The 23,743-nt window shown below is 41.1% G+C and carries 17 protein-coding genes; 15 read left to right on the top strand and 2 right to left on the bottom strand.

Going from position 1 to position 23,743, the window contains the following annotated elements; translation table 11 throughout:
* The 3 genes from alaS to csrA all read left to right on the top strand — a co-directional run.
* On the top strand, positions 1 to 2,335 hold a 2,335-nt coding region (gene alaS / locus B4F91_RS08595; protein WP_288635565.1), incomplete at its 5' end, for an alanine--tRNA ligase.
* Between the two features lie 6 nt (positions 2,336 to 2,341).
* On the top strand, positions 2,342 to 3,559 hold the full coding sequence (locus tag B4F91_RS08590) for an aspartate kinase (protein ID WP_286938675.1): 1,218 nt from the start codon (positions 2,342 to 2,344) through the stop codon (positions 3,557 to 3,559).
* An 89-nt stretch (positions 3,560 to 3,648) separates the two neighbouring features.
* Positions 3,649 to 3,840, top strand: coding sequence for a carbon storage regulator CsrA (gene csrA, locus B4F91_RS08585; RefSeq protein WP_004587515.1), 192 nt, complete (start codon positions 3,649 to 3,651; stop codon positions 3,838 to 3,840).
* Positions 3,841 to 4,124: 284 nt separating this feature from the next.
* Here csrA and B4F91_RS08580 read toward each other — a convergent pair whose 3' ends face one another.
* On the bottom strand, positions 4,125 to 5,360 hold the full coding sequence (locus B4F91_RS08580) for a TMEM143 family protein (RefSeq protein WP_096041221.1): 1,236 nt from the start codon (positions 5,358 to 5,360) through the stop codon (positions 4,125 to 4,127).
* A 190-nt stretch (positions 5,361 to 5,550) separates the two neighbouring features.
* On the opposite strand from B4F91_RS08580, the gene B4F91_RS08575 reads away from it, so the two are divergent.
* The 4 genes from B4F91_RS08575 (at position 5,551) to B4F91_RS08560 (ending at position 11,683) form a co-directional block, all read left to right on the top strand.
* Positions 5,551 to 6,135, top strand: coding sequence for a YqaA family protein (locus B4F91_RS08575; RefSeq protein ID WP_029772950.1), 585 nt, complete (start codon positions 5,551 to 5,553; stop codon positions 6,133 to 6,135).
* 227 nt (positions 6,136 to 6,362) lie between these two features.
* Complete coding sequence (locus B4F91_RS08570; protein WP_286939178.1) at positions 6,363 to 7,268, top strand: GGDEF domain-containing protein; 906 nt, start codon at positions 6,363 to 6,365, stop codon at positions 7,266 to 7,268.
* A gap of 159 nt (positions 7,269 to 7,427) precedes the next feature.
* Positions 7,428 to 8,789: a hypothetical protein gene (locus B4F91_RS08565; protein ID WP_286939179.1), complete on the top strand. Its 1,362-nt coding sequence runs from the start codon at positions 7,428 to 7,430 to the stop codon at positions 8,787 to 8,789.
* 176 nt (positions 8,790 to 8,965) lie between these two features.
* Entirely contained in the window at positions 8,966 to 11,683 is a 2,718-nt protein-coding gene (locus B4F91_RS08560) for a DUF2339 domain-containing protein (RefSeq protein WP_286939181.1), read from the top strand.
* A gap of 82 nt (positions 11,684 to 11,765) precedes the next feature.
* Here B4F91_RS08560 and B4F91_RS08555 read toward each other — a convergent pair whose 3' ends face one another.
* On the bottom strand, positions 11,766 to 15,206 hold the full coding sequence (locus B4F91_RS08555) for a PAS domain-containing hybrid sensor histidine kinase/response regulator (RefSeq protein WP_055252793.1): 3,441 nt from the start codon (positions 15,204 to 15,206) through the stop codon (positions 11,766 to 11,768).
* 391 nt (positions 15,207 to 15,597) lie between these two features.
* Here B4F91_RS08555 and B4F91_RS08550 point away from each other — a divergent pair, with 391 nt between their 5' ends.
* The 8 genes from B4F91_RS08550 to epd all read left to right on the top strand — a co-directional run bounded on the left by B4F91_RS08550 (position 15,598) and on the right by epd (position 23,680).
* Positions 15,598 to 15,861 (top strand): DUF4212 domain-containing protein, encoded by a 264-nt coding sequence (locus tag B4F91_RS08550; protein ID WP_004586074.1) that lies wholly within the window; start codon positions 15,598 to 15,600, stop codon positions 15,859 to 15,861.
* A 10-nt stretch (positions 15,862 to 15,871) separates the two neighbouring features.
* Entirely contained in the window at positions 15,872 to 17,596 is a 1,725-nt protein-coding gene (locus B4F91_RS08545; RefSeq protein WP_126008048.1) for a sodium:solute symporter family protein, read from the top strand.
* Between the two features lie 113 nt (positions 17,597 to 17,709).
* The gene (locus B4F91_RS08540) at positions 17,710 to 19,548 is read left to right on the top strand and encodes a DUF294 nucleotidyltransferase-like domain-containing protein (RefSeq protein ID WP_286938673.1); all 1,839 of its coding nucleotides are present in this window, start codon (positions 17,710 to 17,712) and stop codon (positions 19,546 to 19,548) included.
* A gap of 15 nt (positions 19,549 to 19,563) precedes the next feature.
* The gene (locus B4F91_RS08535; RefSeq protein ID WP_286938672.1) at positions 19,564 to 20,187 is read left to right on the top strand and encodes a 3'-5' exonuclease; all 624 of its coding nucleotides are present in this window, start codon (positions 19,564 to 19,566) and stop codon (positions 20,185 to 20,187) included.
* Positions 20,188 to 20,245: 58 nt separating this feature from the next.
* The gene (locus B4F91_RS08530; RefSeq protein WP_286938671.1) at positions 20,246 to 20,938 is read left to right on the top strand and encodes a hypothetical protein; all 693 of its coding nucleotides are present in this window, start codon (positions 20,246 to 20,248) and stop codon (positions 20,936 to 20,938) included.
* Positions 20,939 to 21,020: 82 nt separating this feature from the next.
* Positions 21,021 to 21,749: an SIMPL domain-containing protein gene (locus tag B4F91_RS08525; protein ID WP_286938670.1), complete on the top strand. Its 729-nt coding sequence runs from the start codon at positions 21,021 to 21,023 to the stop codon at positions 21,747 to 21,749.
* A 79-nt stretch (positions 21,750 to 21,828) separates the two neighbouring features.
* Positions 21,829 to 22,491 carry a peroxiredoxin-like family protein gene (locus B4F91_RS08520; protein WP_264390037.1) on the top strand — a complete coding sequence of 221 codons (663 nt, stop codon included), beginning with the start codon at positions 21,829 to 21,831 and terminating at the stop codon, positions 22,489 to 22,491.
* Positions 22,492 to 22,669: 178 nt separating this feature from the next.
* Entirely contained in the window at positions 22,670 to 23,680 is a 1,011-nt protein-coding gene (gene epd, locus B4F91_RS08515) for an erythrose-4-phosphate dehydrogenase (RefSeq protein WP_024033193.1), read from the top strand.
* The last annotated feature ends 63 nt before the right edge of the window (positions 23,681 to 23,743 follow it).

The raw sequence follows: 23,743 nt of genomic DNA, 5'->3' as shown, positions 1-23,743 counted from the left end.
TACATTTTTTGAAATGCTAGGTAACTTTAGCTTTGGCGATTACTTTAAACAAGACGCTATTAAGTTTGCGTGGGAGTTTTTAACTGAGGTTGTTAAATTACCACAAGAAAAACTACTTGTTACTATTTATCACGACGATGAAGATGCATTTGGCTTTTGGCACAATGATATTGGCCTAAGCGAAGATCGTATTATTCGTATTGCTACCTCAGATAACTTCTGGTCAATGGGCGATACTGGCCCGTGTGGCCCGTGTTCTGAAATATTTTACGATCACGGTGAGCACATTTGGGGTGGTCCTCCGGGCTCGCCTGAAGAAGATGGCGACCGCTTTATCGAAATTTGGAACCTTGTATTTATGCAGTATAACCGTCAAAGCGACGGTACTATGGAGCCGCTGCCTAAACAATCTGTTGATACAGGTATGGGCCTTGAGCGTATTGCTGCTATTTTACAAGGCGTGCATTCAAACTACGAAATCGACTTGTTCCAAGGCTTAATTGCAGCTGCGGCAAGTGTAACTAACGCACAAGATTTAAACGATAAGTCGCTACGCGTAGTGGCGGATCATATTCGCTCGTGTGCGTTTTTAATTTCTGATGGTGTTATGCCGTCAAACGAAGGCCGCGGTTATGTATTGCGTCGTATTATTCGTCGTGCTGTACGCCATGGTAACAAGCTTGGTGCACAAGGTGCGTTTTTCTATAAACTGGTTGCAGCGCTTATTGAACAAATGGGCCAAGCTTACCCAGAGCTTGCAAAGCAGCAAGAAATTATCGAAAAAGTACTGCGCATTGAAGAAGAACAATTTGGTAAAACCCTTGAGCGTGGCTTAGCTATTTTAGAAGAGAGCCTAAGCGAGCTTAAAGGCGATGTTATTCCTGGTGACTTAGTATTTAAATTATACGACACCTATGGTTTCCCTGCTGATTTAACGGCCGATGTAGCCCGTGAACGCCAAATGACAATAGACCATGCAGGCTTTGAAGAGTGCATGGCTGTACAGCGTAAAACAGCGCAGCAAGCGGGTAAATTTGGTGCCGACTACAACGAGCAATTAAAGTCAGAAAAACACACTGAGTTTAAAGGCTACGACAGCACACATCACAGCGCTACAGTAGTAGAAGTGTTTGCAAATGGTGAGTCGGTTTCTATTTTAGAAGACGGCCAACAAGGCATTGTGGTACTTAACCATACGCCATTTTATGCTGAATCTGGTGGACAAACAGGCGATACCGGTACCATTACTGTTGCAGGTGGTGAGTTTACAGTGACTAACACTACTAAGCTGGGTAATGCGTTTGCGCACCACGGTAGCGTACAAGGGCGCATTGCGGTTAACGATAAAGTAGATGCCACTATTGATGATGCCCGTCGTGAACGTATTAAGAAAAATCACACAGCTACGCATATTTTACACGAAGCACTGCGCCAATTATTAGGTGAACACGTAAGCCAAAAAGGCTCGCTGGTTGAGCCTGAACGTTTACGTTTTGACTTCTCGCACTTTGAAGCGGTTACTAAAGACGAGCTACGTGAAATTGAGCGTGTAGTTAACGATGAAATTCGTCGTAACTTTGCCCTAAACACAGAGCTTATGGCGATTGATGACGCTAAAGCAAAAGGGGCAATGGCGCTGTTTGGCGAAAAGTACGATGATGAAGTACGCGTAGTAACCATTGGCGATTACTCAATTGAACTGTGTGGCGGTACGCACGTAGAGCGCGCGGGTGATATTGGCTTATTTAAAATTGTATCTGAAAGCGGTATTGCTGCAGGCGTACGCCGTATTGAAGCCGTAACAGGCGCAGATGCAGTGGCGTATGTAAGCGAGCAAGAAAAACAGCTAAACGATGTAGCAGCGCTGGTAAAAGGTGATAGCGCATCGGTACTTGAAAAAGTAACTGCGCTTCTTGAAAAGTCTAAAGGCCTTGAAAAGCAAATTGCACAGCTTAACGATAAGCTAGCCAGTGCAGCGGGTGCATCTTTACTTGATTCGATTGTTGAAATTAATGGCGTTAAGCTACTAGTGGCAAACGTTGAAGGGACTGAATCTAAAGCGCTTCGAGGTATGGTTGACGATCTTAAAAACAAGATTGGCTCAGGTGTTATTGCACTGGGTGTTGCCAGCGGCGAAAAAGTGAGCCTAATTGCCGGTGTAACGAAAGATTTAACCGGTAAGGTTAAAGCCGGTGAGCTTGTAAACCACATGGCAGGCCAAGTAGGCGGTAAAGGGGGCGGTCGTCCTGATATGGCACAAGCGGGTGGTTCACAGCCTGAAAACCTAAATGCCGCGCTTGAAAGCGTGACTGCCTGGGTAAGTGAGAAAGTTTAAGCTTACGTGGCACTTATTGTCCAAAAGTTTGGCGGCACTTCGGTTGGCTCTATTGAGCGAATAGAAGCGGTCGCCGACCTTGTTGTTAAAACTAAGCAGCAAGGTCATCAAGTGGTTGTGGTTCTTTCGGCCATGTCGGGAGAAACCAACCGCTTAATTAACCTCGCCAAGCATATAGATACTCGCCCGAGTAGCCGAGAATTAGACGTACTTATTAGCACTGGAGAACAGGTTTCTGTTTCGCTCCTTGCTATGGCTATTATAAAACGTGGCCATTCGGCTGTAAGTCTACTAGCCGATCAGGTTAATATTCAAACCGATAACATGTTTGGTAAAGCCCGTATTGAAGAGGTTGCTGCGACGCGTTTAAAGCATGAACTTGAGCATAATCGGGTTGCGATTATTGCCGGTTTTCAGGGGCGCGATGTAGAGGGCAATATTACAACCCTTGGACGCGGCGGCACCGATACCTCTGCGGTAGAGATAGCCGCGGCAATAAAAGCCGATGAATGTCAGATCTATACCGACGTTGATGGCGTATACACTACTGATCCTCGTGTAGAACCAATTGCACAGCGAATGCGTCATGTAACGTTTGCCGAAATGCTAGAGCTGGCAAGTTTAGGTGCAAAAGTATTGCATATTCGTGCTGTTGAGTCGGCTGGTAATCATAAAATGCCGCTAAGGGTGCTTTCGAGTTTTGAGCCCGATGAAGGAACGCTAATCAGTTTTGAGGAGAGCGATATGCCAACTAAGGTTGTGTCGGGGATTGCGTTTAATCGTGACGAATGCTTGATAAAGGTACATGGCGTACCATACTGTGTTCATTCTCTTACAAAAATTTTGAAACTTTTTGCTGAAAATGGCATCGAAATAGATATGATTAGTCAAGTTAATCATAACTTTGAAAAAATAGACTATGCTTTTACTGTGCATTCAAATGACTATTTGCAAGCACACGATTTACTAACTCAACAACAGGTAAATCTGCAAGCTGATAGCATTTCTAGTGATACAATAGTTGCAAAAGTGTCGGCTGTTGGCATAGGAATGAAGTCTCACAGTGGTGTAGCGCATCAATTTTTTGATGCATTGGCGCAAGAAGGTATACACATAGTTTTAGTATCGACGTCTGAAATCAAGGTATCGGTTTTAATTGACGAGAAGTATTTAGAACTAGCAGTAAGAGCGTTACACTCAGAATTTTTAACAGAAAATGGATAGTTTGGGAGTTTTTACTTACTTTTCAATCAATTTTTCATTAAAATGGTCAAGCGGAATCTTATAATTTATTGGAACATGGGAGCAAGAGAATGCTAATACTAACTCGTAGAGTAGGTGAAACCCTAATGATTGGTGACGAAGTAACTGTTACTGTATTAGGTGTTAAAGGAAATCAAGTTCGAATTGGTGTTAACGCACCTAAAGACGTTTCAGTGCATCGTGAAGAGATTTACATGCGTATACAAGCTGAAAAGTCTAACCCTAATCCGGGCAATGCTTAATCAACACGTATACTTAGCTGAGTAATGCACTTAGCTATACCAAAAGCCACTCACTGAGTGGCTTTTTTTTGTTCTTAGCTTGCTCTATTAAGTCAAGCTCTATTCAATGAATTTTGTATAGAAAGTATTTAATTTACAAGGTGATAGGCGAAAGTAACCTATCTCAGGCAATATATAAGCTATCATAAAATACAATATGCTAAAGCATAAATTAAAGTTAAGGTACTTTGAGTAAGATTAGCTAATCCCCGAATCTAAATCTAGCTAACCGCCTTAAAGGTTATTTAATTATATTGAAACAGGTTATCCCAGCGCTCATCCAAAATAGTTTTTGCATGATCTAAATTTATTGCACTATACAAATTGTTAGTGCAGGTTACTAAACGCATCCGAGTGAGCTTTTCAAGCGCATCGCTAATTTCAAAGTCGAGTTCGCATTTATACTTTGTTTTAAACCACGCCTCTATTTGCTCATCAAGCATTTGTGCGCTTAAGCCACTTTCTGATTTTAGTAAAAATGTATAGGCAAGCAGGGCTTCTTTTATGTCTTCTTCTTCGGCGGCGTCTATAAGGGTATGAAAAACACCGGCATTGTTATCTAGATTTTTAAAGTAGAGGTTATCGCTTAGCGCTTTCATAAACTTAATTTTACGGTTTTTAAATTTACTCCACTCTTTAAAAATAAAGCTGCCAAAAACTCCCATTCCAATAGCAAAGGTAATAAAGTGTTGTTGGGTCATTTCTACGGCCTCACTCCTAAAGCCACCCCAAAAAGCAAATAAAGCAAATAACAATAAAATAGATGCGCCAAGCTTAGTGATTAATACCACAGCACCGCCTACTAAAGCCGATGAGCCAATAATTACTTTATCTATAGGGCGCATACGTACTTCGCTATTCGGAAATAGCATTTCAAGGTCGGCTTTTGGTACATTTTGAAACAGCTTAACTATGGTAGAGCTTGGCTCAAACCCTAAAGGCGTTTTATTTTTAGCCTCAAAGTAGGCTTTATCTTTAAAGCGAATAAACACCGCAACGCGGTCGTAATTGGTAAAGTGCAGGGGCTTTTTACGAAGACCCCAAAAGCTGGTTATGGTTTCAGTGAGTTGCGACTCGCCACGACGATAAAAAACCACTTCTTCAAAGTCGTCAAACTCTACCTCAAGGCGTACTTTAAATAGTGACTCTTCGTTGAGTGCATCTTGTAGGTCTTGATGGGTGATCACTTCAAAGTTAGCTGCATTAAGTACCTTAGCAAAATCTTTAGCAAATTCGCGTTGGCACTGCGCTTTTTGATCAGCTGATACTGGCGCTAAAGATCGCGTATCGCTATCGGGATCAAAGGGCGCGTAGTTATTTTTGAGCGACTCAAGTGTTGAATGGTAATCGTAATGGATAAGGCTTGCTAATAAATCGCAAAATTGTTTAAACGATGTTTGCTCTGAGTTGTTTGTGAGCTCAGCGCTGCACATATCAACAATATCTTGTTTTCTAAAGGGGATAAAACGTGCACTTTGCATAAATTTTAACTGCTTTGGTAGGTATTTAACTACATTGGCACATAATAAAATATTCTTATAAATATTGCTAATTTGTTAACGGTTATGTGGGAGGTAAATCTTTAACTTTTTTCAGCGTGTATTAACGTAAATATGTAAGAATTAACCCATTGAGCAACGGCTTATCATCACAAGCAAAAAAAGGATTTACATGGCTATTCAAAAAAAACTAAAAGAAAAAACACGGCACTTTATAGATTCTAAACATATGCTAACAGGCATTACCGTAGCGTCGTTTTTAGAATCTACAATAGTCCCTATTCCGCTTGAAGCAGTCCTTGTGCCTCTTATGCAAGCACGTCGTGAAAAGCTTTGGTTAATAGCGCTTATGGCTACAGTTGGGTGCGTGATTGGTGCTTTATTCGGTTATGCGCTGGGTTATTACCTATTTGACGCTATAGGTGACTGGGTTATTGAAATGTTTTCAAGCCAAGAGCAGTTTGAAAATGTAAAGCAGCAAATGCAAAGCCAAGGTTTTTGGTTTGTAATGACGCTGGGCATTGTGCCCATTCCGTTTCAAATTGCGATGCTTGCCGCTGGGGCTACAAAATACTCTATTGGTTTGTTTTTATTAGCCTCTGGTATTGCTCGTTCAATTCGCTATTTTAGTTTAGCTGTTGTTGTATATTACGCAGGTAATAAAGCCGAGCAAATAATCAGTAAACACAAAACTAAAGCGATGATTGCTATTACTATTTTAATATTAGCTTTATGGGGCCTTAGCACCTTAATATAGTTTTATACTTAGTTGTTATAAGTAAGCTGCTCAGCGCGACTAAAACTGTGTAGGTACTAATGCAAATGTGGGTTTTTAGCTTTGCATTGTATTTGTGTCTGCTTTGCTCAACTCTTTGTATTCACGGTGGTGAAATAACCCTGCAAGTACAGGGTAAGTTAACCTTTTATAGCGGTTTTTTCTGGTGTGCTATAGTTTGTTAATAACGCATTAAAAAGCGCCGCCCTATGATTGAAACTGTAAAACTTACCGTTAGGCTGTCTAACTTTTATAAAATGAGTTGGGTAAATAAAGCGGTAAGTATAGCATTATTGCTTTATATCATTACCTTCTCGCTTTATGCTTTAAATACTTTCCCCCCTTTAGATGTGCAAAATAACGTGTACGGTTTTACTACCGATTTTTGCAATCTCATCGTGCTCGTATTTTTATTTTGGATAGTGCAATGCTCTGAGCTTTCAAAACAAGCGTATGTGTTTTCTACATTGGGTTTATTGCTATGGAGTATGGGCACAACGGCTGATGTAATAGATGAATTAGTTGTGCAGCCTTATTGGATGAGTGTTTATTTTGAAGACTTATGCAGAACCATGGGAATGCTTTTTACCGCCTATGGCTTATTTAAAACCATGCGCTTTGTGCAAAGTATTCATAACCGTTTAGCGCGCGAACTAATTACTGATGACTTAACACAAGTACATAATAGGCGTTATTTTTATCGGCATGTTAAAACCGCCTCCGCCACGCCTTATGTTATTTTAATTGTTGATATTGACCATTTTAAGGCAATTAATGATGAGTTTGGACACGATGAAGGTGACTTAGTACTACAGCAGTTAGCTACTAAGTATAATAGTGCATTTGTTAATAATGCAGTATTTGCTCGTTTAGGCGGTGAGGAGTTTGGCGGCTATTTGCCTACCGGTAATATAAGCCAAGCGGCTGAATTTTGTGGGCAACTAATAGACATTGCACACAATATTAAAGTTAAACAGGTCAAACAGCTTACCGTAAGTATTGGTATGGCGCTGCAAAGCGCTAATGAGCCCCTCGATAAAGTTATGAAACGCGCAGACATGGCTTTATACGTTGCTAAAAATAATGGCCGAGACCGATTTGAAATAGCCCCGTAAATCTTTTTTTTGTAAAAATACGTCCTTATTATTTGCACATTTATTACACTTTTAAACGTTTTCGTAAAGAACTGTCAGCGAGGGTAATACTTTGTAAACTATGAAATTAAAATGCAGCAAAGAAGTCATAATAGTGATTTTAATAATAAGGAAACTTTAATGACCAACTCTCTGTTGAAAGCTGCTTTACCTCTAAGTTTAATGTCTATTCTAGTTGGTTGTGGCGGCAGCGACGGCTCAAGTGATACAGGCTACGTACAATTATATAATGGCTCTTATAACAGCCCATATACGCGTTTATTTGTAGACGAAACTGAGCGCTCAGGCACTGATTTTGCTGATGTAACCACGCGTCATAATTACAGCACCGGCACTTACGATTTAAGCTTTGAATACTTAGATGCAAACGACAGATACATTACAATTAGCGAACAAGAAGTATCAATCAAAGGTGACAAAACCGAACTAATTGTAATGAGCGGTAACTTTGACGAACCTACGTTCACAGAGCTAAGTGTGCCCATTTCAAGTGATACAGATGAGTTTAACTTAGGTTTTTACAATATCACCAGTGAAGACACTAGCTACGATATTTACCTAGCAACCGATGATGGCGTATTTGAAAGTGCTGAACTATTTACATCAACACAGTATTTGAGTGAGCTAGATTTACAAACCCTTGATGAGGGTTACTACACAATTTATATCACTGAGGCAGGTAGCACTGATGTAGTGTATGAGTCGGAGTCGGTTTATTTTTACGATGAAGAAAGCTACGTAGCCATGATCCGCCCAAGCTATGCAACAGAAGAAAATGGTATCACGCTCGATATTGTGACTGACAATAACTATGTTACAGCACTAAAGCACCAATCAGCGTTAGGCCAATTGCGCTTTATAAATACCGTTGACGATTACTCGCCAGTTAGCTTTAGCACGACCCGTGGCACCACAGTTAACGATACCAATACGGTAGCAAGCGATACCTACACCGATTACGTTGAGCTTTCGCCAAATAGTTACAGCGTTGCAATGTACGACGAAGAGGGCACTAAGCTTGCCGATAACTTTTTAATGACCCTAGAGCGCGAGCAAAGTGCGGTAGGCGTTTTTTACAACGATGTCGATAATGGTTTACGCATGATGAGTGTTGAGGAAAACCTAACACCTAGCAGCTACAGCCATACTATTTCGGTTGTTAACCTAATTGAAAGCTACGCAGGGCAAACAGTAAGCGAAGTTGACGTGTACTTTACCTTAAATGGTGAAACTGTTGATGACGCCACCAATGTAATTGATGGCTTAGATAGATACGATCAAGAAGAAATTGATGTAGATGATGAAGCTTACACTGTGTATGCCGTATACGAAGATAACGGCCAACAAATAGTGTTAATTCAACAAAGCGATATAGATTTTACCGAAGAAGGTAACTATATCTTAATTTTAGAGCACGATGAGACAACCAGTTCAGGCTTTAAAATGAGTGTAACGCGCACAATTACAGACAGCGTAGAATAAGCAACTTGTAACACGTTCTAGAAAGTAAAAGCCCTAAGCTTTATTGTTTGGGGCTTTTTTTTGCCTAGCTGTAGCGTGATTTTGTTTACATTAAATAAACCCATATATAAGCAGATTGCTATAACTTTTAAAAATTTTAGGTACACTCATAACATAATAAATAAAAAGAGCGTGCCATGGATGAGTTTTTAGGAATAGTGGGTTTATTTGCATTTGCAATAATGGCCGGTGCACTTTGCGGTATTGTCGCAATTGCACAACTTAGTAATTTAAAGCAAGAAATTGCTCAATTAAAAGCAAAAGTACTCAGCTTAGAATTAGCTAACAACGCACAAAGCCACGATGAAGACGCCGTTAAAAGCACCGATAAAAGCGCCGCTTGCTCCACAGCTGAACATGCGTACACGGCTCAAGCAAATAGCAATGAGGCGACTTTTAATCAAGTTAGTCCTAATCAATCCAATCAGCCAAGTCAGCCTCGTGGGCAGGTAAAAACGCCAGCTTCAGCAATAAAGCCACCCGCTAATGCTACTGCCAGTAAACATAAGCAAGACAGTAAAAATCTCAAACCCACACTTGTTACTTCTTTTTTTGAAAAATTGCGTAGCGACTTTGAACAAAACTGGATGACCTGGATAGGCGCAATCGCATTGGCGCTAGGCGGTATATTTTTAGCAAAGTACAGTTTAGAAGCCGGGTTGCTCTCTCCTGCAATGCGATTAACTCTAGGCGGTTTATTTGGTGGTGGCTTAATTGCAGCCGCAGCTTATATGCATTACAAAAATAGTGTATTTGAAGGGTTTAATAACTATATACCTGCAGCGCTTGCCAGTGGGGGTTTTATTACGTGCTTTGCACTGACCTTATTAGCGTATAGCAGCTATAACATGATCAGCCCTTTAACAGTATTTGTTGTACTTGGGGTTATTGCCATAAGTGCGAGCGCTATGGCAATAATGCTTGGCCCAGTATTGGCCGTACTAGGTATTATTGGTGCTTATTGTGTCCCCGTGCTGATTAATACCGGCAGCAATAATTTATTTGCGCTTTATATGTACATTGGGTTTGTGAGCTTATCTGCTGCGCTGGTCGCGCATAAAGTACAGCGTGCATGGCTGTGGTATTTACTTTGGGCGGGGCATTTGAGCTGGTATGTTGTTGGCTTTACTTTAGCTAACAGCAGCACCATTTGGCTTATGGGCACGTATGGGCTATTAAGTATTATTGGTTTAATTGCCGTGCCACGCTTGGGGTTAAAACTTGCGGTGGTTGAAACTCGCCCACATAGTTTAAAGCGCCTAATAAGCGCACTCCCTAGTAACCCTTTAATGCTTGCTTGTATTGTCCCTTTGTTACTGGCTATGCTTTTTGATAGTAATAACTACTTACAGTGGCAAATAATAAATGCGTTAAGCATATTAACATTGCTGTTTTTAGTGCTTAAAAATAGCCGCTGGGATTTATGGCAAGGGGTGGCGATGTTAATAGCTGTACTCTGGCTATTAAGCACGCCTTCTTATTATGCTGATTATTCTGACTCGCTATTTATATTTAGGCACCAATATGGTGGCGCTATATTTTTAGGGTTAGCGCTCAGCGTATATGGGCTCTATTTTGGTATAAAGTGGCAACCTAAACGGTTGGCTTTTCATATTACTGCCTCGTTTAGCGTATTTATAATGATTGCCACCTTATACGCTATAATCCCAAACCATGCGTTGGCCACAGCCTATCCATTGTGGGCAGTGATACTACTTACAAGTAGCGCCATTTTAATTAAGTGCGCAATAGGTGGCGCAACGCTTTTTCAGCGCTTTACATATTGGGTGGGGGCAAATGCCAACATCACGCTTGCTATTACTATGTTATTAAATGACAGCGGGCTAACCATTGCACTGGCTATTCAAGTTTTACTTATTAGCGTGTTAATAAACCGCTATCGGGTGCCTATGCCACATTGGCCAATTAAAGCGCTGGTGGCTGCATTACTACTTCGCCTTACACTGTCACCGTGGACCCCAAGTTACGAAGCGCTTAGTGTATTGGGTGTACACTGGAGCTTAGTAGTTTATCCTTTGTGTGTGGTGTTATTTTACACTGCAGCCAAATGCTTTAACGCATCCCAGTTAAAAGTTTGGCTTGAAGGCGCAGCGCTGCATTGCTTGGCGTTATTTATTACCACCGAAACCAGCTATCAACTGGTAGGGCACTATCCGCAGTTTGATTCTTTGAGCTTTTACGAACAAGCTTTACTCACCTGTAATTGGCTTGCACTGGGTTGTGTATATTTACACCGTGCTCGTATTGCCGGTAGCTTAGCTAAATTATACCAAGTGGCAGGCATGGCATTAGCAGGCGCTGCGGGGGTTACTGCACTGAGCACCTTGCTAAACGCCAACCCATTTTTAAGCTCTATTTATATTGGCGAATATTTTGTATTTAATTGGCTATTTTGGCTTTGGTTAGTGCCTGCGGGTCTCGTGCTTTGGCTTTATACGTTAATTAAACCGCTGTATACAAAAGCTGCGCCATTTATACTCACAGTAGCGGGTGTATTGAGTGTGTTAGCAATTAATGGCTTTATACGCCAATACTGGCAGGGCCCTTATATTTACTTATCAACAGGTGCAAGCAACGCAGAGCTTTATAGCTACTCGGTTATTTGGCTTGTGTTAGGGGCTATTACTGTGGTGTTAGGGCATTTAAAAAATCAGCTATTAATCCAAAAAATAGGGTTAGGATTATTGGCAGCCGTTATATTAAAAGTATTCTTAGTGGACATGGCTAATTTAACGGGGCTTTTAAAAGCGCTGTCGTTTATTGGCTTGGGCTTGTCGTTAGTGGGGCTTAGTTGGTTATTTCAAAAACTGCGTAGCCAAGCCAAACCAGCCTAATAATTAAGGGATCCAACGCCTTGGTTAAGCACATAAATAAGCCCAGCTAATGCTGGGCTTATTTTTTGCTGCTAATTAGCTATTACGTGCTGTGATTAAGCAGTGCTTTTAGCTTACCTGGCTTAATAGGCTTACTTAAATAATGAATATTAGCCGCTTTGGTTTCTTGTTTAAGCTCGGTGTCGCGTACGGCGGTTATAAGTATGGCGGGCACTTCGCTTTGCCATGTATCACGCAGTGTTTTTATAAGCGAAATACCATCGCAATCATTACCTAATTGGTAATCCATTAAAATTACATCGGGCGCTGCGTGCTGTTTAGCGTGCGCGAGTACTTTATTTACATCGTCAAACAAGGTGTAATTGGCTTGCCATTTTTTAAGTAAACTGGCCATTGCTGCTAGGTTTTCGGGGTCATCGTCTACCGCGACTATGTTAATCGCGGCGCGGTTTTCTACTAAGCTGCTGGCCGTTGCTTTTTGTTGTACAAACTGCGCATCTCCATAGGGTACTTCAATACTAAAGCGGCTTCCTTTTCCGGGCTCTGAGTGCACATCAAGCTCTAAGCTAAGTAAATCGGCCATACGTTTTACAACGCCAAGCCCTAAACCAACGCCTTTGTTATCACCAGCTTCTATACGGTAAAAGTCGTTAAATATTTTAGCTTGTTCTATTTGGCTAATACCTGGGCCGGTGTCCCATACTTCTATACGTAAATTGTGTTTACGGTTTCTGCACGCTATTAATACTCGCCCTGTTTCGGTGTATTTAACCGCATTAGACACCAAGTTTTGTATAATTCGGCGCAAGTAGGTAATGTCGCTATGCACAATTTGTGCGTTTGAACGCACGGTTAGTTTTAAGCCTTTATCGCTTGATAAAATAGCGTACTCACTTTGCAGTGGCATAAGTATATCGTTTATACAAAAGTGCCGTGGAGTTGGGGTCATTGCGCCTTGCTCTAACTTGGCAATTTCTAGTAAGGCCGACATTAAATGCACGGTTGAGTCTAAACTGTGGCCAAGCTTATTAAAGCTATTTTGGTTAGTTGTATCAAGCTGCTTTTCATCAATGGCTGCAAGGTATAAACGCGCCGCGTTAAGAGGCTGTAAAATATCGTGGCTAGCCAGTGCTAAAAATCGCGTTTTACTGTCGTTGGCTTGCTCTGCTTCGCGCTTGGCTAAAGTAAGTGCTTGCTCTGTTTTTACTCGGCTATCTATTTGTGCTTGTAAATCTTTATTAATGGTTTGCACTTCTTGGGTTCGCGCTTCAATGCGGTTTTCAAGATCCATGTTAATTTCTTCAAGCGCATTTTGCGTACTTATATGGTTTGTAATGTCTGAAAAACTCGTTACAAAGCCGCCATCGGGTAGGGGGTTACCTATCATTTCGTACACTTGGCCATTACGGCGGTGACGAATAAAGTGATGCGAGCTACCATTTTTTAAATGCTGAACGCGTTTTTCTACTTGGCGCTCTATTTCGCCTGGGCCACATTCACCGCGTACTGCGTTGTACCTTATTATATCTTCTATGGGTTGCCCCACTTCTAAAAAGCCGTCGGGGTAGCCAAACATTTGGCTGTAGCGCTTATTCCATGCCACCAGTTTTAAATCTTTATCGACCACCGAAATACCATGGCTTAAGTTTTCGAGCGAGGTATACAAAAGGTTTTGGTTAAACTGCAGTGCTTGTGTGGTTTCGTCAAAAAAGTTAACCACCTCTTCAAAGGCCATACGTTTACCCGATGAAACCGTACGGATTAGCGCCTGCGCTGAAGACGCCCCTAACACCCCAGTTAACGCACGTTCGCAGTAGGCTATAAATTCGGGCTCGGGGTGGGCATTATTGTCACTTAGCTGGTGCGAAAGTGAAAAGTGCGCCAGTACTTGTTGGCTACGCTGAATACCTAAAAAGGTTTGCAGTAGTATTTTAAAGTCGTAAACCGTGGCTTTAACATTTTTGTTTAAGCGGCGCGATAAAATAGCCTGATCTTTAGGGTTAACAAATGCGGCGGCCTGAATTTTATCTATCAAGCGCTCTTCTGCCCCTAACGAAAAGCTAATATAACAGCCAATGTTAGCAAATAAGGCAATCAGAGTGCCGCGTGTAATAAGTGTTTGCTGAAGCTCGCTATCAAGAGCGCTACCGGCATCTAAAATTGGCATCATTAAAAATAATACCCAACAAATAAAACCCGCTAATAGCCCCGCATATACACCATAAGCATGGCCTTTTCGCCAGTAAAGCCCGCCCACAATAGCCGGGAGCAGCTGCGTTACTAACGAAAATGCCACCAGCCCCATACTGGCCAGCGCACTACCATGGCCAAACCATTGCTGATAAAAATAAGCCAATATAAGTATGCCGGCTATGGTAAAACGCCTAACTAACAAAATTTGCGATTTATAACTGCTGGTAATTAAGTTGCGCTTAAATTTACGGCGTAGCATAAGCGGCAGCACTACATCGTTAGAGATCATGGTGCTAAGCGTAAGTGTGGCCACCACTATCATAGCGGTGGCTGCAGAAAGCCCGCCAATAAATACAAAGGTACTTAAAAAAGCTTGGTCGTGAATAAGCGGTAGCGCTAATACAAAGCTGTCGGGTGAAAAACTGCTACCAATACTTGGGTGAATTGCGGCAGTAGCAATAGGAATTATCATCGCGGCGGTGAGTAATAAATACAGCGGAAAAGCCCAGCGAGCAGTAAATAAATGGCGTTTGTCTTGGTTATCTACCACGGTGACATGAAATTGTCGTGGTAAACAAATTATGGCCGCGGCAGCCATAAGTGACTGGCCAATAAAGTTAAAACTAAAAAAGTTAAAGTTGCCCCAGTGTTGCCAAATCGACTCTGTGACTTTGTCGCCGCTAAGGGTGGGTAAATTAAATAAGGTGTACAAGGCTAAGCCAGCGACGGCAATAAGCGCAATGAGCTTTATCATTGACTCAAAGGCGACTGCTAGCATAAGCCCAGAGCGGTACTCGGTAACATCTACCTTACGGGTACCAAAAAATATTGCAAACAGCGCCATAATTAACGTGGCGGTGAGGGTAAGCATTTCGCCAGATATTTGATTGCTGTTTTGCAAAAGCAAAAAGCTGGTACTGAGTGCTTTTAACTGCAGCGCAATATAGGGAATGGTGGCAAGTAGGGCAATAACAGTGACCAGTATTGCACTGGTTTGACGTTTACCGTAGCGGGCAGAAATAAAATCGGCAATGGTGGTAATGTTTTGTTTTTTACTTACTAATACCAGTTTGCGTAAAAAGCCTTGGCCAAAAAAGAACAACAATGAAGGCCCCAATAAAATGGGTAAATAGCTCCAACTACTGGTGGCAGCGGTACCAACCGAACCATAGTACGTCCACGAGGTACAATAAATCCCTAACGATAACGAATACACAAAAGGATGATGGCTAATCCGTTTAGCAAGTGGTGTTGTTTTATCGCCCCAATTAGCGAGCCAAAACAGCACCCCAATATAGCCTAATGCTACAAAAATCAGTACAGCAGTCATGTTGTTATTAAACCTTATTATTTATACCCACACACAATACCAGAGATAACTTTAAGTGTGCGTGCACAATTTATGCAAAATATTAACGTTGTTTTTATTGTGTTGATTTTAAATGATTATTTTTATTTCTGGTGATTTATTAGACTAATGTCGCATTTTTACACAAAGCCACTTAAATTTTGCCGTTAACGCCCTTTGGTAAAAGCTAACTTACTGAAAACTATGTGTAATTGTGTTTTTAAATACAATTGCATTTGCAGTTTACGTAAACGTTAATAGGCTGTTACGACTATGGTCTCACTTCACTCTTCACGCCGCGTTGCTAAATTAATAACCGACTATAAAAAAACCACTCATTGCAATTATGCAATGCTTAAAGGGGAAAATAAAAATGGCTTTTAAAGATGAAGAACAAGCAAAAGCTTATTGGGCAGAAAACATTTCACTACTGTTTAAGTTACTAGCAGTGTGGTTTGTGGTCTCATTTGGCTTTGGCATATTACTGGTAGATGTACTGAATGAAGTACGTTTTTTTGGGTTTAAACTTGGCTTCTGGTTTTCACAACAGGGCGCTATTTACACCTTTGTAGCTTTGATTTTTGTTTACGTTTTCAAAATGAACACGTTAGATAAAAAATACGGCGTAGACGAATAGGAGCTAGGTAATGGATGTTCAAACACTCACATTTATAATTGTTGGTTTAAGTTTTGCGCTTTATATCGGCATTGCAATTTGGGCGCGTGCAGGCTCTACAAATGAGTTTTATGTGGCAGGGGGCGGCGTACCTCCGCTTGCCAATGGTATGGCAACCGCAGCCGATTGGATGAGCGCAGCGTCGTTTATTTCAATGGCGGGTATTATTTCGTTTGCAGGTTACGATGGCGGTGTTTACTTAATGGGGTGGACTGGCGGCTATGTATTACTCGCTATGTGTTTAGCGCCTTACTTACGTAAATTTGGCAAATTCACTGTACCTGACTTTATAGGCGACCGTTACTACTCACAAACAGCACGTGTTGTTGCTATTTTGTGTGCAATCTTTATTTGTTTTACTTACATTGCTGGACAAATGCGTGGCGTAGGCGTGGTATTTTCGCGCTTTTTAGAAGTAGAAATTGAAACCGGTGTTTACATTGGAATGGTGATTGTATTCTTTTATGCGGTACTTGGCGGCATGAAAGGCATTACCTACACGCAAGTAGCGCAGTACTGTGTGCTTGTGTTTGCCTACCTTGTGCCCGCTATCTTTATTTCAATGATGATGACAGGCCACTTCTTCCCGCAAACCGGCTTTGGTGCCACATTGAGTGATGGCTCAGGCATGTATGTACTTGATAAGCTAGACGGGTTAAGCGCAGAGCTGGGCTTTGCACAATACACCGAAGGCTCTAAAAGCATGATTGACGTATTTGCTATTACCGGCGCTTTAATGGTGGGTACTGCAGGTTTACCGCATGTAATTGTTCGCTTTTTCACTGTACCACGCGTTAAAGATACCCGTATTTCAGCAGCGTGGACACTGGTATTTATTGCTATTGTTTACACTACTGCACCGGCGGTTGCCTCGTTTGCACGCGTAAACATGATTGACACCATTAACGGTAAAGATGGTAGCGGTACAGAGTACGCTCAAGCACCAGCGTGGATCAAAAACTGGGAACGCACGGGCTTAATTACCTTTAATGATAAAAACGGCGACGGCAAAATGTTTTACACCGCCGGCAAGGTAGAAGACCCAACAAGCGCAAACGAAGTAAAAGTAGACCGCGATATTATGGTACTGGCTAACCCTGAAATTGCTGATTTACCAGCATGGGTAATCGCATTAGTTGCGGCCGGTGGTATTGCTGCTGCGCTTTCAACCACTGCGGGGTTATTGCTGGTTATTTCAACATCAGTGTCGCACGATTTACTTAAACGCACCCTTAAACCCGACATAAGCGATAAACAAGAGCTACTAGCTGCTCGGTTAGCTGCGATGATTGCCATTGTTATATCGGCTTACTTTGGGATTAACCCGCCTGGGTTTGTTGCATCGGTGGTCGCCTTTGCCTTTGGTTTAGCGGCGGCGAGTTTCTTCCCGGCAATTATTATGGGGATATTCTCTAAAACAATGAATAAAGAAGGCGCAATTGCTGGCATGGTGACCGGTATAGGCTTTACCGCTGCGTATATTATCTTCTTTAAATTTGTAAGCCCTGAGCTTAATAGCCCAGAAAATTGGTTCTTAGGTATTTCACCCGAAGGAATTGGCTTAGTGGGGATGATAATTAACTTTGCGGTAGCTGCAACCGTACTTAAATTAACAAAATCGACACCACTTGAAATACAACAAATGGTGGAAGGTATTCGTAATCCTAAAGGGTCAGGTGAAGCACACGCACATTAATGCGCTAAGCCTACTTAAAAATAAAGCACCAAAAGCCCGACTTTAGTCGGGCTTTTTATTTGTTCAAATAATGAGTACATTAGGTTTTGTGTATACTTTTTAAGAGTACAGCAATGAGTGTAGAGCAGCAGGAAGTTGCCCAGTTTGTGTGTATGCAGGCGCCATTTAGCATACTACACGACAGTGCGTGTGAGTATTTTGTAAGCCATATTGATAGTGTTTATTTAACCCGAGAAAACCAAGCGCAGTGGCTGCAAACGCAAACCCCCAAGCTTTTTTTAATTCGCTCTGGTTTATACGACCTAGTGGATGCAAAAGGCGATGTAGTGAAGCGTTTAGCGCAGGGGGATTACTTTGGCTATCCTTCTTTGTTAACCGGAGAGGCGATTCAAAATAGGTTACAGGTACAAAAAGAGGGCATAGTGTATATGCTTGCGCAAACGCATTTTGACTTTTTACGTCATCAGTACAAACCGTTTGAGCAGTATTTTGTACGCGCGCACGCCAATCGTTTGCTTTCATCACATTATAAAAGTAAAAACGATAGCTGGTCTGAGCGCAGAATATCTGAGCTGATGACCCGCACCGCCATAACCTTAGCCCCCGATGCCAGTATTAGGCAAACCGCTAAAAAAATGAAAAAACACGGTGTATCGTCAATTATGATCACCGAACACGCCATTTTAGTTGGCGTAGTGACCGACCGCGACTTACGTAACCGTGTACTGGCCGATGAAGTCGATCCGCAAGATGCGGTTAGCAGCATAATGAGTGCAAAGCCTAAATTTATATTTGAAAACAATCGGGTTTTTTCTGCTTTGCATTTAATGCTTAAATACAATATTCATCATTTACCTGTACTTGATGAAAACCATAAGCCTTTGGGTATGCTTACCAGTACCGATTTACTGCGCCAGCAAAAAAGCGACCCTGTGCAGCTTATTGGCCGCATTTATAAAGCCCACAGCATTGCCGATTTAAAACGTTATGCGGGAGAAATCCCTGAGTTACTGCGTAGTTTTTCGTACAACATAGAAGACATATCGCTAATTGGTAAACTACTCAGCGGCTTAACCGATGCACTCACCTCGCGCCTTATTCATTTATTTCAAGAAGAAAATGGCGCAGCCCCCACCAGCTTTTGCTTCATATGTTTTGGCTCGCAAGCACGCGAAGAGCAAACACTACATTCAGATCAAGACAATGGCTTATTACTCCCAGATGATTTAAGTGAGCAACACCAAGCTTACTTTAAACACATGGGGGAGTTTGTATGTGAGCAGTTAGTAGAATGCGGCATTAGGCGTTGCCCGGGGAATATTATGGCCAGCAGCGATGAGTGCAGAATGAGTGTGAGTAGTTGGTGCGAGCGCTTTTTTAAATGGATAAAAAGCCCAACCCCAAGCGCCATGCTTAACTGTAAAATATTTTTTGATTTGCGCTTTATAGAAGGCTCCAATGCCCTATACAGCGGCTTTTGCGAGCAGTTAAACAGAATATCGCGCGATGAGTTATTTTATGCTGCTATGGCAACCGATATAAGAGCCAGCTCAGTGCCTATTGGCTTGTTTAATAAACTTAAAACGCAAAAAAATGATAACAACCATAAATACATTGATTTAAAAAAACGTGGTGTGGTGATCATTAACGACATAGTGCGTTTATATGCGTTAAAAGCAGGCATAAAACGCGCCAATACCCAAGAGCGTTTAGATGCTTTACTTAAGCATTCACTGCTAAATAAACACGATATTTATAATTTAAAAGATTGCTGGCGATTTTTAACTCAGTTGCGTTTTAGTACGCAAATAAACGAAGAAGGTTTGCCAAGTAACTGCATAAACCCCGATAAATTAAGTTCATTAGAGCGCCATCAGCTTAAAGAGGCTTTTTATTTAGTAAAACAAGCGCAGCAAGCCGCGGCGTTTAAATTTGCCCGTGGCAGTTTGTAACAAGAGGTAAGCGCTGTGGTAAAAAAATGGCTCAGTAAGTATATAAAAAGGCGTAATTTATTAAGTCAAAATGCGTTAACGCAACGCTATTTAGTGATTGATTTAGAGCTTACTGGGCTTGATGTAAACCAGCATGAAATTGTATCGGTGGCTTGGGTTAAAATAGACAACCAATGTATAAAAATGAGCGAGTCGCAGCATTTAATAAACAAGGATGTAAAAAGCCTAGAGCAAAGCCCTGTTTTTCACGGCATTATTGACGACACAGTGGCTAAAGGACAAAGCCTGCACACTATATTAACGCAGCTAAGCCGTGATTTTAGTGACCATATTTTGGTTTTTCATAACGCCATACTGGATTGGGGGTTTTTAAAAGCAGCCCTTAAAAACGCTAATATAAGTGCGCAACCAAAGCTAATACTCGACACCCTCCACATAGAAAAAAAGCGCCTTATTTGCCAAGGTGCAGAAATAAAACAAGATGATTTAACCCTAAGTGCGTGTCGCAAACGTTATGAGTTACCAAGCTATCATTGCCATAACGCACTTACAGACGCACAGGCCACCGCCGAATTATTACTAGCCCAGTGCTACCAAATAAACCGTGGGAAGGAGTTGCAGTTGAGGTCAATAATTTAACAAAGCTACAGCATTTACTAATTATTTTGTTAAGATAAGAATTTTAAAAGGATTTATTATGGTAATTGAAGCCGCCAGTAAGTATTACAACCAGTTAAACAATGACCTTAAAGCAGTTAAAAAGTACATTCACAATAATTTTGGTGTGTTTCTTACTATTCTTTACTTACTGGGTAGTTTATCAGGCGTTGTGTATCTTTACGTTTTACTTAATAACTTCTCGGTTGATATATTCAATTTCATTGAAATAAGTGACTTTTTACTGGCACTGATTTCAAATTTTTTACTTATTACTCTTTATACTACGATCATCGTTTTAACAGCTATTTATTTAAATTGGCGCTCAGGACACATGCCAGATCCTAGTAAAACAACCGTGTTAAAAAAACTTTATTATGGCTTTGGTTACCCGTTCTATTTATTAAAACCTAGTTACTCATTAATGTTATTTTTAGCACTTATAATATCTACATACCCTACTATGTTGGCGCATTCACACAGTAAAGATATAATAAATGAAAGAACAATGAATTATCACTTGTCATTAAATTATCCAATTGCTCAGAGTAAAGTAACTCAACTTCAAAATGTTCAAATAGTAGCCTCAACAATGCGGAATTTATTTGTTTATGATAATAAACAAGATGAGTTACTTATTATTTCACAAGAAAATATTTCAGCTTTGATACCTAATCTACACCAAGGAAAAACGATTAAGCCAAAGTCAAAAGCTGCATCAAGCACACAGTAATTAAACATTCGCTGAAACACGATTGGCTGCTATTTATTAGTATGGACGCATAACCAAGCATGGCACTTATTCAGGACAAATTATGAAACTCATTACCACTATTCTTCTAACCTTATTCCCTGTGATCGCTTGTGCTAATTCGAGCTTACCTGCCAATCGTCATATCTCAGTGCAAGGCACTGCTGAGGTATTAGTTGAGCCTGACATGGCTAAAATACTATTTAAGGTGAATAGTGTTAAAAAGGAGCCGAAAGCCGCCAATAACGCGCTTGAGAATAAAGTGAAGTTATTAATAGATGGGCTCAATCAATTTGAAATAAGCGCCGATGACGTAGTTGCCTCAAACGTTAAAATTGAAAAAACAGGAATGGATTATATTGAAACAGGGCATCAGGCACTTAGCGAATACGCAGCGATAAGAACGTTTGAAGTAACGCTAAACAGTATTGAGCGTGTGAGCGATTTAACCGATTTTTTATTGAACCAAGAAGTAAATGCTATTCAAAATATTGCGTTTTTATCTTCAAAATTTGAGCAATTACAAGCGCAAGCCACACAGTTAGCAATTGAAGATGCAAAAATAAAAGCGGATTTACTTGCTGATTCATTCAATGCAAAAGTAGGTGAAGTACGCACTATTCGCTCAACTAAAAACAACTATGACAGTGGTTTTAGTACAGCCATAACCAAGATGCACAGGGCGCAGCAAGATGATAATTCTTTTCCTCAAATACGTAGTAACGATTTACAGGCAACAATAAGCTTTAAATCATCCATAAACGTGGTGTTTGATTTAGATATAACTGATTAAATTAATAATTTCATTTCAAATACATGTTCGTACTGTAAGCTAGCTTTATGTTTTTGATTAATTTGAAGGTAGCAATACTATGAGCGATGAAAGTAACACATTAAAAGCACAAACCGAGGCAAAAGTAGCAGCAGGGCGAAAAGGTAACCCTGATTTTATGAAAGGCGTTGATGAAACCATTGCTCAGGCAAAAGCGTTTCAAGAAGGGGCAAATGCACTTAATTTAGATCAAAATGCCCCACGCTTTGAACTGCCGAACCAGCACGGTGAGCAAGTTTTATTAGATGAGCTACTTGCAAAAGGGCCTGTGGTTATAACTTTTTATCGTGGTAGTTGGTGCCCTTATTGTAATTTACAGCTAAAAGCATTGCAGTCACGCCTAGCTGAAATTCACGCATTAGGCGCACAGCTGGTGGCTATTAGCCCGCAAGCGCCCGATGGCTCAATGAGCGAAAACGACATACGTAATATGGATTTTGTTGTGCTGAGTGACCAAAATGCAGATGTAGCAGCAAGCTATGGCGTAGCGTGGCAAGTACCTGCATTTTTATTAGATCATATGCGCGAAGACCGCGGCCTTGATTTAGAGTCGCTTAATAACGGCAACGGCAGTATTTTACCTATCCCTGCCACGTTTGTTTTAGATAGCGAAGGTAAAGTGACGTGGCGCTATGTTGATGTTGATTACCGCACCCGCTCAGAGCCACAAGATATAATTAATGCTTTAAAAGCACTACAGTAAGCACTCAAGCAAGGTCGCTTTATGCCTAAAAGTAGCCAAGTAAATTAGCTACTTTTGGGTTAATTTAAAGTTTCTAATCGCTCCCTCTTATAATAATGTTCAAGGTCGATTACAATACAGCCATCTAAAAGGCATCGATGCCTTTGTCTGCACGTAAAGAGAGTGGATTTTATATTTCATGGCAATCAAACTTGCAATTAATGGTTTTGGTCGTATTGGTCGAAATATTGTCCGCGCGTTGTACGAGTCAGGTTTGAGCGACGAGATAAAAATTGTTGCGATTAACGAACTTGCTGACCCTGAAGCTATTGCTCATTTATTAAAATACGACACGTCCCACGGTCGTTTTTCTTTTCCTGTAAAACTTGGTGAAGACACCATTAGTGTTGCAGGCGATACCATTGCACTATTTTGTGAAGAAAACCCAGTAGAATTACCTTGGCAAACCCTTGATGTAGATGTAGTACTTGAATGTACCGGTGTTTATCACTCGCGCGAGCATGCACAATTACACATTACTGCGGGTGCTAAAAAGGTGTTGTTTTCGCACCCAGCTGATAACGATGTAGATGCCACCATTGTGTATGGCATTAACGACGATGAGCTCAAACGCGAGCACACTATAGTATCTAACGGCTCATGTACTACAAACTGTGTGGTGCCTGTTATTAAAGTGCTAGATGATGCGTTTGGCATTGAATCGGGCGCTATTACCACTATTCACGCGTCGATGAACGATCAACAAGTGATTGATGCGTACCATCATGATTTACGTCGTACCCGCGCTGCGAGTCAGTCTATTATTCCGGTTGATACAAAATTAGCACGAGGAATAGACCGCATTTTACCCAAATTTGAAGGGCGCTTTGAAGCCATTGCGGTTCGCGTGCCGACAATTAACGTAACGGCAATGGATTTAAGTGTTACAGTAAATGCCGATGTAGATTTAAAGGCGGTAAATACGGCACTTAAAGCCCAAGCAAAAGACCGCTTAGAAGGTATTTTAAGTTACACCGAAGAGCCATTGGTATCGGTTGATTTTAATCACGACCCACATTCTTGTATTATTGATGGCACGCAGACACGTGTTAGTCACAAACGCCTGATAAAGTTACTTGTTTGGTGTGATAACGAATGGGGTTTTGCCAATCGCATGCTAGATACAGCACGTGCGATGATGGCTCAGTAAGCATTTTATAATAATTTTAAAATTTATTTTTCAGGTTCAAGTATCGTTAACTAAGGAGATGTT

The organism is Pseudoalteromonas sp. UBA6610, from assembly GCF_002433295.1.
GTDB classification, from domain to species: Bacteria; Pseudomonadota; Gammaproteobacteria; order Enterobacterales; family Alteromonadaceae; genus Pseudoalteromonas; species Pseudoalteromonas atlantica.
This window is presented reverse-complemented; position numbering and strand designations above follow the sequence as displayed.

Coding starts and splice junctions, on each gene's coding strand:
- csrA (WP_004587515.1), top strand. CDS start 3,649: ATGCTAATACTAACTCGTAGAGTAGGTGAAACCCTAATGATTGGTGAC.
- B4F91_RS08580 (WP_096041221.1), bottom strand. CDS start 5,360: ATGCAAAGTGCACGTTTTATCCCCTTTAGAAAACAAGATATTGTTGAT.
- B4F91_RS08575 (WP_029772950.1), top strand. CDS start 5,551: ATGGCTATTCAAAAAAAACTAAAAGAAAAAACACGGCACTTTATAGAT.
- B4F91_RS08570 (WP_286939178.1), top strand. CDS start 6,363: ATGATTGAAACTGTAAAACTTACCGTTAGGCTGTCTAACTTTTATAAA.
- B4F91_RS08565 (WP_286939179.1), top strand. CDS start 7,428: ATGACCAACTCTCTGTTGAAAGCTGCTTTACCTCTAAGTTTAATGTCT.
- B4F91_RS08560 (WP_286939181.1), top strand. CDS start 8,966: ATGGATGAGTTTTTAGGAATAGTGGGTTTATTTGCATTTGCAATAATG.
- B4F91_RS08555 (WP_055252793.1), bottom strand. CDS start 15,206: ATGACTGCTGTACTGATTTTTGTAGCATTAGGCTATATTGGGGTGCTG.
- B4F91_RS08550 (WP_004586074.1), top strand. CDS start 15,598: ATGGCTTTTAAAGATGAAGAACAAGCAAAAGCTTATTGGGCAGAAAAC.
- B4F91_RS08545 (WP_126008048.1), top strand. CDS start 15,872: ATGGATGTTCAAACACTCACATTTATAATTGTTGGTTTAAGTTTTGCG.
- B4F91_RS08540 (WP_286938673.1), top strand. CDS start 17,710: ATGAGTGTAGAGCAGCAGGAAGTTGCCCAGTTTGTGTGTATGCAGGCG.
- B4F91_RS08530 (WP_286938671.1), top strand. CDS start 20,246: ATGGTAATTGAAGCCGCCAGTAAGTATTACAACCAGTTAAACAATGAC.
- B4F91_RS08525 (WP_286938670.1), top strand. CDS start 21,021: ATGAAACTCATTACCACTATTCTTCTAACCTTATTCCCTGTGATCGCT.
- B4F91_RS08520 (WP_264390037.1), top strand. CDS start 21,829: ATGAGCGATGAAAGTAACACATTAAAAGCACAAACCGAGGCAAAAGTA.
- epd (WP_024033193.1), top strand. CDS start 22,670: ATGGCAATCAAACTTGCAATTAATGGTTTTGGTCGTATTGGTCGAAAT.